The sequence below is a fragment of the Paraburkholderia caballeronis genome (genome assembly GCF_900104845.1).
Taxonomy (GTDB): Bacteria; Pseudomonadota; Gammaproteobacteria; order Burkholderiales; family Burkholderiaceae; genus Paraburkholderia; species Paraburkholderia caballeronis.
In genome coordinates this window covers 398656-412167 of sequence record NZ_FNSR01000002.1, presented here as the reverse complement: position 1 = coordinate 412167, position 13512 = coordinate 398656, and the positions used below count along the sequence as shown (strand labels likewise).

The window sequence follows — 13512 nt, the reverse complement described above, 5'->3', positions numbered from 1 at the left end:
CAGCGTTGCATGGACGTTTTGCACCGTGGGCGTGCATATGCAGCGATTGTCTATCTGAGGAAAACAGTGATTTCGCGCTGCGAGCATTTATCCGGGTTCGCGGAGTCTCTAGACTCCTGTTCAACGGTTGCAGGCGGGCGCCTGCGATCCGGCAAATTTTCGGAGGTGCTCATCATGAAGTCGCTTATCAAGGCTGTTGCGGTTGCCGCTGTGCTCGTCGTGCCGGCGGTTTCGTTCGCTCAATCCAATCAACCGCTGACCCGCGCCGAAGTGCGCAACCAGCTGATCCAGCTGGAAAAGGCCGGTTATCGTCCGAACCTGAACGACCCGCATTATCCGGACGACATTCAGGCCGCGCAGGCCCGCGTGCAGCAGAACGGCGCCGAAGCCACCGGTTATGGCCCGGTCGCGGCCGGCTCATCGCAAAGCGGCGGCGGTCACGACGGCGCGGCGACCAGCTATTCGCCGCCGATCTACAACGCGCGTTAAGCCGCGTTCGATCGAACGGATCAAGCGATAAAGCCCGGAGGCCGCGCATAACGCGCGGCCTCCGGGCTTTTTTCGTGCTTCAGAACGGTTCGTTATGCAGTCGATTGCGATCGTCTATCGCAGCGATAGCATCACCGCGATTTCATTTTTTCATCGGGTGCATTGCGCTCGCCGATCCATGAGCGTGTCGCTTCTAGCACCTCGTCGGACAGCGCCGGGTCGTCGACGAGGCGCGCGAGGATCACCGCGCCGACCATCGCGGACCAACTGCCTATCGCGGCTTTTCGCGCCTGGGCTGCCTGCAGGCCGGGAATACCCCGGCTCAGACGCTCGATCTGTTGCCGCAGTCCGTTCGCCATCGCCGCGCGCGCGTCGGGCGACTGGCGCACCGTTTCCGCGCCGAGCGCGGCAGTCGGGCAGCCGCCCGCGAGGTTGTCCCGGTGCGACGGCGACAGATAGTTCGCCGCATAACGCGCAACATCCGTTTCTGCGGCCGCGCCCTGCGCGTACACGTGCGCGAGCGTTTGCGCGATCAGGTCGTCCTTCGACCTGAAATAGCCATAAAAACCGCCATGCGTGAGGCCAGCGGCCTTCATCACGTCGGCGACCGTCACCGCGTCGAAGCCGCGTTCGCGGAACAGACGGCTCGCGGCGGCCAGAATCTTCTGCCGGTTTTCGGCAACCTGCTCGCGACTCACCCTCATCGTGGCTCCCGTTTTTCATCGTCAACGCTTGACATGATACATGACGGGCATCATGATAATTTAAACATGATGACTGTCATGTTTAGAAGAATGCAATCGACCCGATCGAAAATCACTGGAGAAACTCGATGGCTGCTCAACCTGCTGTGCTGATTACCGGTGCGTCCACGGGGATCGGCGCGGTGTATGCCGACCGCTTCGCGAAGCGCGGGCACGACCTCGTGCTGGTCGCGCGCGACCGCGCGCGTCTGGAGGAACTCGCGAAGCGCCTGCGCGCGGACTATCGCGTGAAGGTGGACATCGTTCGCGCGGACCTCACCAATCGCGACGACCTCGCGCAGGTCGAAGCGCGGCTGCGCGACGACGCAAGCATCGGCGTGCTGGTGAACAACGCGGGTTCGACGGCGGCCGGCACGTTCGTCGAGCAGGGCGTCGAGAATGTCGCGCGGGTCATCGACCTGAACGCGACCGCGCTCGCGCGGCTCGCGGCGGCGGTCGCGCCGCGCTTCGTCCGGGAAGGCCGCGGCTCGATCGTCAACATCGGCTCGGTGGTCGGGCTCGCACCGGAATTCGGCATGACCGTTTATGGCGCGACGAAGGCATTCGTGCAGTTCCTGTCGCAAGGACTGCATCTCGAACTCGGGCCGAAGGGCGTTTATGTGCAGGCGGTGCTGCCGTCCGCGACGCGCACCGAAATCTGGGACCACGCGGGCCGCGACGTGAACTCGCTGGCGGCGGTGATGGAGGTCGGCGATCTGGTCGATGCGGCGCTGGTCGGTTACGACCGTCGCGAGACGATCACGATTCCGCCGCTGCCGGATGCCGCGCAATGGGCCGCGTACGACAGCGCGCGCGCGGCGATGGTGCCGAATTTCCTGCAGGCGCTGCCGGCCGGGCGGTATCGCAACGTGAAGTGACTTGAGCGTCGGCGCGCGGGCGCGTTTCAGCCCATCCGCGCGAGCGTGTCCGCGAAGCCGCCGCGCACGCGCGCGATCCGCCGCGCACTGGTGACGACGCGCGGCCGCGCGCTCCACGCGACGCGCACGCCGGCCGCGAGCAGCGCGCAGACGAGCGCGACGTCCTCCGCGCATTCGAGCGGCTCGAAGCCGCCCGCGAGCCGGTACGCGGCCGCGCTGACGCCGAGGTTTGCGCCGTGCACGTGCCGGTGGCCGTCCGCATCGACATACGCGCGGGCGAACGCGTCGCGCGTTTGCGGCGGATGCGCGGACCAGTCGTCGATGTCGACCGGCCCGCATACCGCGTCCGCGCCGAGCGCCAGTTGCTCGCTCAACCAGTCGGGCGCAACCATGCTGTCCGCGTCGGTGAACGCGAGCCAGCGTGCGCCGCGATCGAGCAGATGTGCAGTGCCTCTGGCGCGCGCGATGCCGACGTTGCGCGCATCGACGGCGATCGTATCGACGTCGAACGCCGCGCAGATCGCGTCGCTGCCGTCGCTGCACGCGTCGAGCACGACGACGATCCGCGCGATCTCGCCGCTGTGCGCATGATGGCGTGCGGTCGCCGTACACGCGGCGCGCAGGCAGCGAGCGAGCAGGTCGGCTTCGTTGTGCGCGGGAATCACGATGCCGATCATGCGTCGTGCTCCGGTGGTGGGAGGGGGGGCGTATCGGTTTCGCGGGTCCACACGTCGAGCAGGAAGTCGCGATCCTCGATGCGGGTGTGCCTGTGCAGCGCGTCGCGCGCATCGAATCGCGCATGGACGTCGGCCGGATCGAGCATCCACGCCTCGCCGCCGTGTCGCCAGTGACAGCACAGCAGCGTGCCGCCCGCTTCGAGCGATGCGCATCCGAGGTCGGCCAGCGTCGCGCATTGCTCGCGGCTCAGGTAGTACGCGAATTCGCTGATGACGATCAGATCGAAGCGGCCCGCCGGCCAGTCGTCCGGCATCGCGCGGCGCTCGACGCTGACGTGCGCGAAACGCGCGACGCGGCGTTGCGCGAGAGCGAGCGCGGTCGGCGCGAAGTCGGCGCTCAACAGGCGCTCGCAGCGCGGCGCAAGGTGCGCGGACAACTCGCCGTTCGCGCATCCGGGTTCGAACGCCGAGCGGTAACGCGCATGCGGCAGCGCGGCAAGCACGAGGTCGCGCTTGCGGCGCTCGTACCAGCTGTCACGATAGCGCCAGGGGTCGTCGTCGGCCGCGAACTTCGCGTCGAAGTAGCGCGCGCGTGCGGCGGTGGTCAGAGAGACCATGCTTCGCGCTCCGTTGCGGCGTCGGCCGCGAGCGCGCCGCCGAGCGTCGCGAGGTCGTGCTCCGCGTGGCTCTGGCGCACGAACACCGGCAGGTCGGCGGCCATCCGCGCGAACCGGCGGTCGCGGCAGAACGGCGCCGCGCCGAGGCCGCGGGCCGTCGCATGCAGCACCGCTTCGACGGCGGTCTCGACCGCCGCGCGGACCCGCAAGGCGGGCGCCAGCGCATCCGATGTCGGCGCGCGGTCGATCTGCTCAGCGGTCTCGCGCAACAGCGCGCGGGCGGCCGATAACGCGGCATCGGCCGCGCCGAGATGCGCGCGCAGATGCGGATCGTCGCGCCGCGTGGCCGCGTGCGCGAGGCGGGTCGCGAGCGCGGCCGCCGCGCCGTACCAGCAGGCGGCGATGCCGGCCGCGCCGAACCAGAACCCCGCGCGTTCCAGATACGCATTCGGACGGCCGACGAGCCGCGCGGCCGCGTCATCGAAATGCACTTCGACGCTGCCGGTCGCGTGCATGCCGACCGCGTGCCAGCCGCGCGTGACGACTTCGACGCCCGGCTGCGCGAGTTCGACCGCCCCGAGCCACGGCCGGCCGTCGTCGCCGGTGCAGGTGACGAGCGCGTCCGTGGCGAACGCCGCGCCCGAGCACCACGCCTTCACGCCGGTCAGCCGCGCGAGTTCGCCGTCGCGCCGGACGATCCGCACGACCGCATCCGGCATCTGCGCCGCCCATACGGCCCACACGGTGCCGCGTCCCGGCTGCGCGGCGCCGAGTTCCGCGAGGATCGCGGCGGCGTCCGCGTGCGCTTCGTAGATTTTCACCAGTGACAGGTCGCGCGCGGCGATCGCCGCGAGCATGCGCCAGCGCAGCAGCGTCTGCCCGTCGCCCGGTTGCGGCAGCGTCGGCAGCGAGCGCGTGAGCGTGCGGCTCGCCGGGCCGATCGTGTCGCTGCCGACCGGCACGTCGAGCGTGTCGAGCAGGCGTTCGACGTAGCGCAGCGGATCGTCGTCGGCAGCGGCGGGGCGGGGAATGGCGGGCAGGTCGGGCTTCATCGTGCGGCGCTCGAAGGGGCGACGCCGACGGTTCAGCAAGCCGCGTGCCGCGGACGCGGTGGGAGGCGGGGTGAGGTGGAAAGCGGGAATGCAGGGGCGCTGCGAACTACGCGCTGGAAGCGGGCGGCAACGGGATTGACAGGAGGCGCGACGAAGGAGGCGCGTCCTGTCATTCGCGTCGGGCGATGTTGGCTGAAAGCGCAACGCCGGATTTCCACGCAGTGGGGCCGGCAGAAGGCTTGAATCCGGCATTGAAGGCCGTGGTCCGGTCGAACGCGAACCACGACGAAACCTCACACCCGCTTACTCCTCCTTCTCCCATCCCCCGCCCAGCGACTGGAACAACCGCACCTGATCGAGCGCGACCTGGCCTTCCGCCGCCGCGACCTGCGCATGCACCGAGGTCAGCGTGCGCGTCGCGTCGAGGTCCGAGATGAACGACTCGCGCCCGGCCGCGTAAAGCCGGTGCGTTTCATCGGCCGACACGCGCGCCGACTCGTACGCGGTCCGCAGCGATTCCGCGCGCTGATAGTCGGCCGCATAGGTCGCGAGGCTCGTCTGCGTTTCGCGCAGCGCGTTCAGCACGACGCCGTCGAAGTGCGCGAGCGCGCCGCCCGTCGCCGCCTCGGTTTCGCGCACGCGCGCGCGCTGCCCGTTGGCCGGGAACGTCCAGCTAATCAGCGGACCGAACGCCCAGCGGTTCGTCTCCGGCGAGAGCAGGTCGCCGAGAATGCCGGTCGATCCGGTCGACGCGCCGATCGAGATCGACGGATACATCTCGCCAACGGCGACGCCGATCCGCGCGGTCGACGCCGCCAGTTGCCGTTCCGCCTCGCGCACGTCGGGGCGGCGCTTCAGCAGCGTCGCGCCGTCGCCGACCGGAATCGGCTGGTTCAGCCTCGGCAGACGCTCGCACGCGAGCGCGCCCGGCGGCAGGTCGGCGGGCGAGCGCGCGAGCAGCATCGCCAGTTGATACTGCGCGATGCGGCGGCGGGACACGAAACGCGGGATGTCGGCGGCGAGCGTCTGCACCTGCGTGACGCCGCGCGTGACGTCCGGCTGGTTGCCGCGCCCGGCGTCGCGCAGCCGCTTGGACAGATCGACGCGTTCGCGTTGCAGCTTCAGCGAGTCCTGCGCGATCGCGAGTTCCTCGGCCGCCGAGCACGATTCGACGTACGCGCGCACGACGTCCGCGACGACCGCGATCCGCGCGAGGTCGCCGGCCGCCTCGACCGCGTCGCTGTCGGCGCGCGCGGCCTCGACGCCGCGCCGCAGCTTGCCGAACAGATCGACTTCGTACGAGATGCTGATGCCGACGTTGCCTTCGTTCTCGACCGGCAGCTTGCTGAACAGCAGATACTGCTCGGCCGATTCCTGCGCGCGCTCGAACGCGGCGGTCGCGCCGCCGGAGAAACCGCCCTGCGCGTCGGCGACCGCGAGCGCCGCGCGCGAGCGCGCGAGGTTCGCCGCCGCGACCCGCAGGTCGGTGTTCGACTTCAGCGCGTCCTCGACCAATTGGTCCAGCACCGGGTCGTCGTACAGACGCCACCAGTTCGACGGTACCGGGTCCTGCGAAACCGGCGCGCCGGCGCTGTCGAGCGGCGCGTTCGCCAGCGGCGCGTTGACGAGCGCGTTATCCGGCAGCTTGTAGTTCGGCCCGACCGTCATGCACGCGGCGAGCACGAGCGTCAGCGGCGCGAGCGCGAAAAGCCGTCCGCGCGAGTCGTGCGACGACCGGCGCGGCGCGCGGCGCGCGCTCATTGCGACGCTCCGGAAGCGGCTGGCGCGGGCAGGGCGGCAGACGCGGCGGACGGTGCCGACGCCCCAGCCGCATCGCTTGCCCCTGCGCCGGCCGCGCCGCGTTTCGCGGACACGTCGCCGGCACGCACCGCGACCGTCGCGGTGCGGCCCGCGATCATCCGGAAGTCGTCCGGCACCTCGTCGAGCGCGACGCGCACCGGAATGCGCTGCGCGAGCCGCACCCAGCTGAACGCCGGGTTCACGTTCGGCAGCAGGTTCGGGCTCTGCGTGCGGTCGCGGTCCTCGATCGCGGCGACGATGCTCTGCACGTGGCCGCGCAGCGGACGCCGCTCGCCCATCACCGAGATGTCGACCGGCTGGCCGATGTGGATGCCGTGCAGCTTGGTTTCCTCGAAGTAGCCGTCGACGCGGAACGAATGCATGTCCACCACCGACAGCACCGCGCGCCCCGACGTCACGAACTCGCCGACGCGCGGCGCGCGGTCGTTCAGGTAGCCGTCGACCGGGCTCACGATCGTCGTGCGCTGCAGGTTCAGGCGCGCGGTGTCGACCTGCACCTGCGCGTCGTCGAGCGCCGCTTCGCCCTGTTCGACGCGCGTGCGGCTTTCTTCGAGCGTTTCGCTCGCCACGAGGTTGCCGAGCGCGATGTTGCGCGCGTATTCGCGGCGCGCCTGCGCGAGCGTCGCGCGGCGCTGCTCGACGTTCGCCTGCGCGAGCCGCAGCGCGAGCGTGTAGCGCGCCTGGTCGATCACGAACAGCACCTGGCCGCGCTTCACTTCCTGGTTGTCGATCACCTCGACCGACGTGATGAGGCCGGACACGTCCGGCGCGACCTGGATCACGTCGGCGCGCACGTGGCCGTCGCGCGTCCACGGCGAGAACATGTAGTAATCGACCAGGCGCCACAGCACGACGGCGGCGATCGCGACGACGATCAGCGTGAGCAGGATCTGCCCAGCGGAAAACCAGGTTTTTTTCACGTTACGAGACGGTGTGAAACGACGACGATGACACCCAGCACCAGAACGTAGATGCCGAGATCGAAAATGGAACGATGCCAGACCAGCCGGTAAAAGCCGATCCGCGTGAGCACCGTGCGGATCACGATGTTGACCAGATACGCGATCAGCATCAGCAGCAGCACCGAAGGCACGAATACGCCGAGTATGTCGATTTCGCCGATCATGACGGTCTGCGGCCGGAACCGGCAACGAATACGGAAACGGAAAGCAGGCGCGTCATGCCTGCGCCTCGCTAGCGGGTTGCGGCGGCTGGCCGGCCGCCGCGGGGAAGAGCGACAGCCGCAGCCCGACGAGCGCGTGCCGCGTCTCGCGCAGCCAGCGTTGCGACGCACGCAGCGCGGTGCTCGCGGCCGGGCCTTCGGCGTTCACCGCGCGCGTCGTCGCGGCGGCGTGCGACGTCACGCGGCCGAGCGCGTCGTCGATCGTCGCCATCAACGCGGGCGGCACCGGCTGGCGCGCGCGGCGGTCCGCGCAGCCCGCGTAATAGCGGCTGACGCCGGCGAGCACGCCGTCGATCGTCGCCGGCAGTTCGCCGGTGAGCCGGTGCCGCGAGCGGCGCAGGTCGAGCGCGTTCAGCGCGATCCGCAGATCGCGGAAGCTCTCGATCGACGGATGCCGGTGGTCGTCCGACGCCGCGAGCCGCGGAATCAGCTGCATCAGCCGGTCGAGCATCCGCGACGCGAGGTTGCGCTGGTCCGCGATCGGCTGCGTCGACGCGGTCAGCGCGACGTCCGCCCAACTGGAGCGCAGCAGGCGCGCGGCGGCCAGCTCCGCGCCGAACGGGCGCGTCACGCGGGTCCAGAGGAACGCGAACAGCAGCCCCACGACGCCCGCGATGTTGCTGTTCAGGAACACGAGGAAGTCCGCGTCGTAAGCGCCCTGAATGCTGATGAACGTCGCCGTGTTCACCGCGACCAGCATCGTCACGAGGTTGAACTGCGGGCGCGGTATCAGCGTGCCGACGAGGATGAACGGCCCCGCGAACATCACGACCAGCATCGTGAAGTCGTGCACGCGCGGCAGCACGACGAACAGGTACAGCCCCGCGATCACCACGGCCACGGCCGTCGCGACGAAGAAGCGGAACACCTGCGGCGCGGGTTCGTCGAGCGACGCGAAGAAGCAGCACGCGACCGCCGCGAGCGTGACCGCGCCCGCGCCGTCGTGCCAGCCCGAACTGATCCACAGCCCGCACGCGACGATGATCGCGCCGACCGCCGACGCGGTCGAAAACGCCATGATCCCGCGATCGAAATAACGCTCGGTGCCGCCGAGCCGCCAGTGCCGGAAGCGCGGCCGCCACGTTGCCGATTCCTGCGAGATGCTCGCGCGCAGCGCGCGGCAGTCCTGCCAGATGTCGATCATCTGGCCGAGCCGCCACAACGCGTTCGACAGCAGCGCGCCCTGCCACGACGCGAGCGCGTCGCCGCCCGGCTGCAGCGCCGCGATCCGCGCGTGCAGCGCATCGACGGCCGCGTTGCTCGCCTGCGCGTCGCTGTCCGGCGCGTGCGTGAGCGGCGCGCCGAACCATTGCGCGGTGTCCGCGAGCAATTCGTCGAGGCCGGGCGGGCGCACCTTCAGGTCGCGCATCAGCGCGATCATCGGGTCCGCGAGCGACGACATGATCGGCAGGAACAGCATCATCCGGCCGCGCAGCGCCTCCGCGCGTTCGAGAATCTGCGGGTGCGTGTGGTCGTAGCTCAACTGGCTCAACAGGAACTCCAGCCCGTTGACCGTCGCCGCGAGCCGCTGCCGGCACGCGGAGATCGCCGCGCCGGCGATGTGGCCGGACAGCGTCTCGCGGCCGTAGAACGCGGCGTCGCGGAACCATGCGTCGGTGCGCTCGATCAGCGTCGGCGCGAGCCGGCTCGGCAGCACGGCGCTGCCGACGACGCTCGCGCAGACGATGCCGAGAACGATCTCCTCGGTCCGCGCGATCGCGACGTCGAACACCGTGGCCGGATCGGTGACGGTGGGCAGCGCGATCAGCGGCATCGTGTAGCCGGCGAGCATGAACACGTAGCTGCGGGCGGTGCGGTCCGAGATCGCGAGATACAGCAGCGTGCCGGTCCACGTCGCGACGACGATGCTGAACAGCAGCGGCATCTCGACGAACGGCGGCACCAGCAGGATCGCGCCCGCTGCGCCGAGCGCGGTGCCGAGCGCGCGGTACAGCGCCTTCGAGCGGGTCGCGCCGACGAACGGGTTCGACACGATGTACACGCTAGCCATCGCCCAGTACGGGCGCGGCAGCTCGAACAGCAGGCCGAGATACAGCGCGAGCATCGCGGCGGCAAACGTTTTGACCGAGAACAGCCAGTCGCGGGCGGAGGGGTAGACCATGACGCGGGGCTAGTTCGTGGGGTGGCGCGGGTTGCCGTCGGGCGACAGCGCGGCGTTGAACGCGTTCAGCACGCGCAGCGTCGTTTCGAGATCGGCGCGGCTCACGTCCTTCAGCACGCGGGCGCGCAGCGCGCGCAGGTCGTCCTCCATCCGTTCGGTGACGTGGCGGCCTTCGTCGGTGAGGGAGATCGTTTTCGCGCGGCGATCGTCGGGGTCTTCGTCGCGGCGCACGAGGCCTGCCGCGCACAACTGGTCGAGCAGCCGCACGAGCGACGGCCCCTCGATGCCGACGTGTTCAGCGAGCGCGACCTGGCGCACCGCCTCGCCGAGCCGGCCCGCGGTCAGCAGCGGCGTGGAGCACGCTTCGGACACGTTGTACGCGGACAGCACGTCATGACTCGTGCGCCGCCACTTGCGGGCGGCCAGGACGAGCGTGCTGCTGACAGCGAGACGCAGGGTGTGCAGGCTGGACATCGGCGGGATGATACCCTAAAAATTCGATAGCAAACGAACTTTCCGGCATGGCCGTACCACGCGGCGGGCGGGGCCGGTTTTCCTTTCCAGACCTTTCAGCGTTTCGACGCGGCGCGCGTTTCGCGCCCGGTGCTGCAATGAGGTTGTTTCCGGTCACGCATCCGGTGCGGACGCACCGGACCATTGCGCGAGCAACGCCGGCAACCCGGCCATGTCCGCGAACACGCGCGCGACGCCGGCGTCGCGCAGCGCGCCGGCGCTGCTGTGACCCGGCTCGTCGGGACTGTAGCCGAATACCGTTGCGCCTGCCGCGAGACCGGCCAGCGCGCCGGTCACCGAATCCTCGACGACCGCGCAGCGCGCCGGCTCGACGCCGAGACCCGCGGCGGCGGCGAGGTACACGTCCGGATGCGGCTTGCTGCGCGGCATCTCGTGGCCGCTGAAGATGCGGCCCGCGAAGCAGTCGAGCAGACCGACCTTGCGCAGTTGCAGTTCGACCTTGCGGCGGTCCGCGCCGGACGCGACCGCGATCCGGCCGCCGAACGCGTCGTGCACCGCGCGCACCGCGTCGCCCGCGCCGGGAATCTCGACGAGATCGCGTTCGAGCGCCTCGTTGCGGCGCGCGCGGAACTGCGTAAGCCAATCGTCGGTGAGCGCGAAACCCGTGTTCGCCTCGATCAGCGCGGCCTCGTCCTTCACCGCCTTGCCGACGAAGAGGCGCATCGCCTCCTCCGGCGCGATCGACCAGCCCAGTTCGCCGAGCATCTCCGACAGCACCTGATGCGTGATCAGTTCGGAATCGACGAGCACGCCGTCGCAGTCGAAAAGGATGGCGTCGAACGGGGCAGTCGGCATGGCGGAGCGGCGTGGGAGCGTGAAAGCGGTGGCGGGGATGGTTCCGGATGATAATCGGATAGCGGCGGGCGCGGCGAGAGCGGCGAGAGGCCGGCCGCCTTGCGGTTGTTGTCCGCCGTCGCCTAACGCCGCCGCGCCGCCAGCCGCTCTATCTGCACCACGTCGATTCCGTGCTTCACTTTCAGCTTCGCGTCGGTCATGAAGATCGCCGCGTCGATGCCGGTCTGCACGCCGCGATATGCGTCGAGCCAGCGCGCCTTGTCCGGCTGCGTGGTCCGGTTCAGCACCTTCAGCAGCGCGACCTGCATGAAGCCGACCTGCGACGGCTTCAGCCGGTAGTCGGCGACCGCGCGCGCCATGTAGCGCCCTTCGCGGCGCGCGAGCCGCAGCGTCGAACGCTGTTGCAGCAGGCGGTCGGCGGACTGGCTATCGGTATCGTCGTCGCCTTCGCAGGCGAGCTGCGGGCGGCTGTCGTCGGGGGCGGGCAGCGTGGCGGGCGCATCGGCGCGCGGCGCGGCGAGCGACAGCAGATGCAGGAAGTCGTTCGCGGCGGCGTCGCGCGCGGTCAGCGGCTTCATCCCGAAGAGCCGCTCCATCGACGCGAGCAGCGACGTGTGGTCATATCGCGTATGGTCGATCACGTTGCGCGGCACGAGCGGCGACACGACGATCGCCGGCACCCGCACGCCCAACTGGTCGAACAGGAAACCCTGCTTCACGTAGTTCTGATCGATCTGGTCGCCGGGCGGCGCCGCGGGCGGCGGCGCGACGTGGTCGTAGAAGCCGCCGTGCTCGTCGAACGTGATCAGCAGCACGCTCTTCTCCCACAGCGGCGAGTTGCGCAGTCCTTCGTACACGCGCTTCACCAGTTTCTCGCCGCGCCTCACGTCGTCGAGCGGATGCATCGAGTTTCCGCACGTGAAGTCGCCGGGGCCGGTCGCGTCGAATTCGTGCGCGCCGTACTTCGGCTCGATGAACACGAACTTCGGGCCGAAACCGGCGCTGCCGAGGTCGGACTCGAAATCGTCCATCGACGCGAAGCGGCCCTGCAACTCGTTCAGGTTCATTCCTTCGAGCGCGAAGCTGACCGGGAAATCGTCGCCCTCGAAAATCTTCCACTCGATGCAGTATTGGTCGAGCAGGTCGAACACGTTGCCGTTCTCGAAACGATAGCCGTCCACCGTCGTGCTCGTGACGACGTCGAGCTTGCCGGGGCTGTCGTCGAGTCCGCCGGAGGTCGCCGCGAGCTGGAAAAAGCGGTTCGGCCACGTCGGCCCGGGCAGCGACGAGAACCAGCAGTCGCACACCGCGAACTCGCGCGCGAGCGCGTTCAGTACCGGCAACTGGCCGGCGGCGAAGCAGTGCATGATCCGGTCGGGCGTGGACGACGGCGTGCTTTCGCCGTCGCGCGGCGCATGGTAGTTGTCGATGAAGCCCGAGTTGTCGATCGGCGGATAACCGCCCGGCACCGGCTGATACGCCGCGCCGCTGCCGCCGAGCGCGGTGAGCGTGTCCTCGAACTCGTGGCCGGGGTCCGCGTCCACGCCTTTCAGGAAGAAGTCGGCGGGCGCGCTGACGAACACGTTCGCGTTCGTCACCGGATCGACGTTGCTGTTGACCGCAGGATCGAAGCCTTCGTTGAACGTCGTCGGGTTGCCTTGCGGATCGACGCCGGTGATGCCGCTGAAGCCGAACAGATGATCGAACGAACGGTTCTCCAGCGTCAGCACGAACACGCGCTCGATGCGCGGCGGCGGCGTTTTTCCGCGGCCCGCGCGCCCGGTTAACGAGCCGAGCCATCGGCCGAACGCGAGCAGCGCGCAGCGCAGCGTGTCCCACGCGACGCAGACGAGCCGCAGCGCCCACGAGAACACGATGCACACTGCGTTGACGACCCACGCGAAACCCTTGCACACCCATTTCGCCACCCAGTACCAGCCCTGGCAGACCCAGTCGGCGACCCAGTACCACGCCTGACACACCCAGTTCGCGACCCAGTACCATGCCTTGCAGAAGAAGCCGGCGATGCAGTCCCACGGCGTGTACCAGTGGCATTCGTCCCACGCGCTGCACTGGTTCGAGCCTTCGTCGGCCCACTGCGAACACTGGTTCGAACCTTCGTCCGCCCATTGCGAGCATTGATACGCGCCTTCGTCCGCCCACGACGTGCAGGTCTCGCTGACCTCGTTGGTCCAGTCCGCGCAGGTGATGACGAACTTATCGACCCAGCGGGTGCAGGTGGTCATCGTGTCGATCCTCCACCGGATAACGGCGTTGCAGTCCGCGCACGAGCCACGCAAGCCGCAGCCGCGCGAACGCGATGCCGGCGACCTTGCCGAGCGCCGTCGCGAGCAGCGCGGCCAGCACGCCCGCGCCGATGCGCAATGGCAGGCCGGCCCAGTCGGGCGGCCTTGAGATCAGCATCGCGACGAACGCGAGCGTCGTCGCGGCGAAGCAGGCCGCGCCCATCGCGCAGCCGCACGCGTGCCTGAGCTTCGATGCTTTTTCGGCGCTGCGCGTGAGTTCGTCCCGCTGGTCGGGAAACCTGCGGATGGCCCGCCCGATGTCGTATTCCATGCTTGTCCTTGCGCGAGAGCCGCC

General features: G+C 69.3%; 14 protein-coding genes. 2 read left to right on the top strand and 12 right to left on the bottom strand.

What is annotated here, in order from left to right; translation table 11 throughout:
* Nucleotides 1-174: 174 nt before the first annotated feature.
* A complete protein-coding gene (locus BLV92_RS18305; RefSeq protein WP_090547653.1) occupies nt 175-489 on the top strand; it encodes a DUF4148 domain-containing protein in 315 nt (104 codons plus the stop codon).
* A 131-nt stretch (nt 490-620) separates the two neighbouring features.
* Here the strand turns inward: BLV92_RS18305 and BLV92_RS18300 are convergent, their stop codons facing one another.
* Nucleotides 621-1193 (bottom strand): TetR/AcrR family transcriptional regulator, encoded by a 573-nt coding sequence (locus BLV92_RS18300; RefSeq protein WP_090547651.1) that lies wholly within the window; start codon nt 1191-1193, stop codon nt 621-623.
* A 128-nt stretch (nt 1194-1321) separates the two neighbouring features.
* On the opposite strand from BLV92_RS18300, the gene BLV92_RS18295 reads away from it, so the two are divergent.
* Entirely contained in the window at nt 1322-2110 is a 789-nt protein-coding gene (locus tag BLV92_RS18295; protein ID WP_090547650.1) for an SDR family NAD(P)-dependent oxidoreductase, read from the top strand.
* A gap of 26 nt (nt 2111-2136) precedes the next feature.
* On the opposite strand, the gene BLV92_RS18290 is transcribed toward BLV92_RS18295, so the two are convergent.
* The 11 genes from BLV92_RS18290 to BLV92_RS18240 all read right to left on the bottom strand — a co-directional run bounded on the left by BLV92_RS18290 (nt 2137) and on the right by BLV92_RS18240 (nt 13488).
* Complete coding sequence (locus BLV92_RS18290) at nt 2137-2787, bottom strand: glycosyltransferase family 2 protein (RefSeq protein WP_090547648.1); 651 nt, start codon at nt 2785-2787, stop codon at nt 2137-2139.
* Complete coding sequence (locus tag BLV92_RS18285; protein WP_090547646.1) at nt 2784-3404, bottom strand: SAM-dependent methyltransferase; 621 nt, start codon at nt 3402-3404, stop codon at nt 2784-2786. The genes BLV92_RS18290 and BLV92_RS18285 overlap by 4 nt, the downstream gene beginning before the upstream one ends.
* Nucleotides 3392-4456 carry an acyl-CoA dehydrogenase family protein gene (locus BLV92_RS18280; RefSeq protein ID WP_090547644.1) on the bottom strand — a complete coding sequence of 355 codons (1065 nt, stop codon included), beginning with the start codon at nt 4454-4456 and terminating at the stop codon, nt 3392-3394. Before BLV92_RS18280 ends, BLV92_RS18285 begins: the two co-directional genes overlap by 13 nt.
* A gap of 303 nt (nt 4457-4759) precedes the next feature.
* The gene (locus BLV92_RS18275; protein ID WP_090547642.1) at nt 4760-6217 is read right to left on the bottom strand and encodes an efflux transporter outer membrane subunit; all 1458 of its coding nucleotides are present in this window, start codon (nt 6215-6217) and stop codon (nt 4760-4762) included.
* Nucleotides 6214-7197: an efflux RND transporter periplasmic adaptor subunit gene (locus BLV92_RS18270; protein WP_090547640.1), complete on the bottom strand. Its 984-nt coding sequence runs from the start codon at nt 7195-7197 to the stop codon at nt 6214-6216. The genes BLV92_RS18275 and BLV92_RS18270 overlap by 4 nt, the downstream gene beginning before the upstream one ends.
* Entirely contained in the window at nt 7194-7403 is a 210-nt protein-coding gene (locus BLV92_RS18265) for a DUF1656 domain-containing protein (RefSeq protein ID WP_090547638.1), read from the bottom strand. Before BLV92_RS18265 ends, BLV92_RS18270 begins: the two co-directional genes overlap by 4 nt.
* A 52-nt stretch (nt 7404-7455) precedes the next feature.
* Complete coding sequence (locus BLV92_RS18260) at nt 7456-9582, bottom strand: FUSC family protein (RefSeq protein ID WP_090547637.1); 2127 nt, start codon at nt 9580-9582, stop codon at nt 7456-7458.
* A gap of 9 nt (nt 9583-9591) precedes the next feature.
* Complete coding sequence (locus BLV92_RS18255) at nt 9592-10056, bottom strand: MarR family winged helix-turn-helix transcriptional regulator (protein ID WP_090547635.1); 465 nt, start codon at nt 10054-10056, stop codon at nt 9592-9594.
* Between the two features lie 153 nt (nt 10057-10209).
* Entirely contained in the window at nt 10210-10911 is a 702-nt protein-coding gene (locus BLV92_RS18250; RefSeq protein ID WP_090547634.1) for an HAD family hydrolase, read from the bottom strand.
* Between the two features lie 122 nt (nt 10912-11033).
* Nucleotides 11034-13157, bottom strand: a complete 2124-nt coding sequence (locus BLV92_RS18245) for an alkaline phosphatase family protein (protein ID WP_090547632.1) — start codon at nt 13155-13157, stop codon at nt 11034-11036.
* Nucleotides 13129-13488: a hypothetical protein gene (locus BLV92_RS18240; RefSeq protein ID WP_090547630.1), complete on the bottom strand. Its 360-nt coding sequence runs from the start codon at nt 13486-13488 to the stop codon at nt 13129-13131. Before BLV92_RS18240 ends, BLV92_RS18245 begins: the two co-directional genes overlap by 29 nt.
* Nucleotides 13489-13512: the final 24 nt, after the last annotated feature.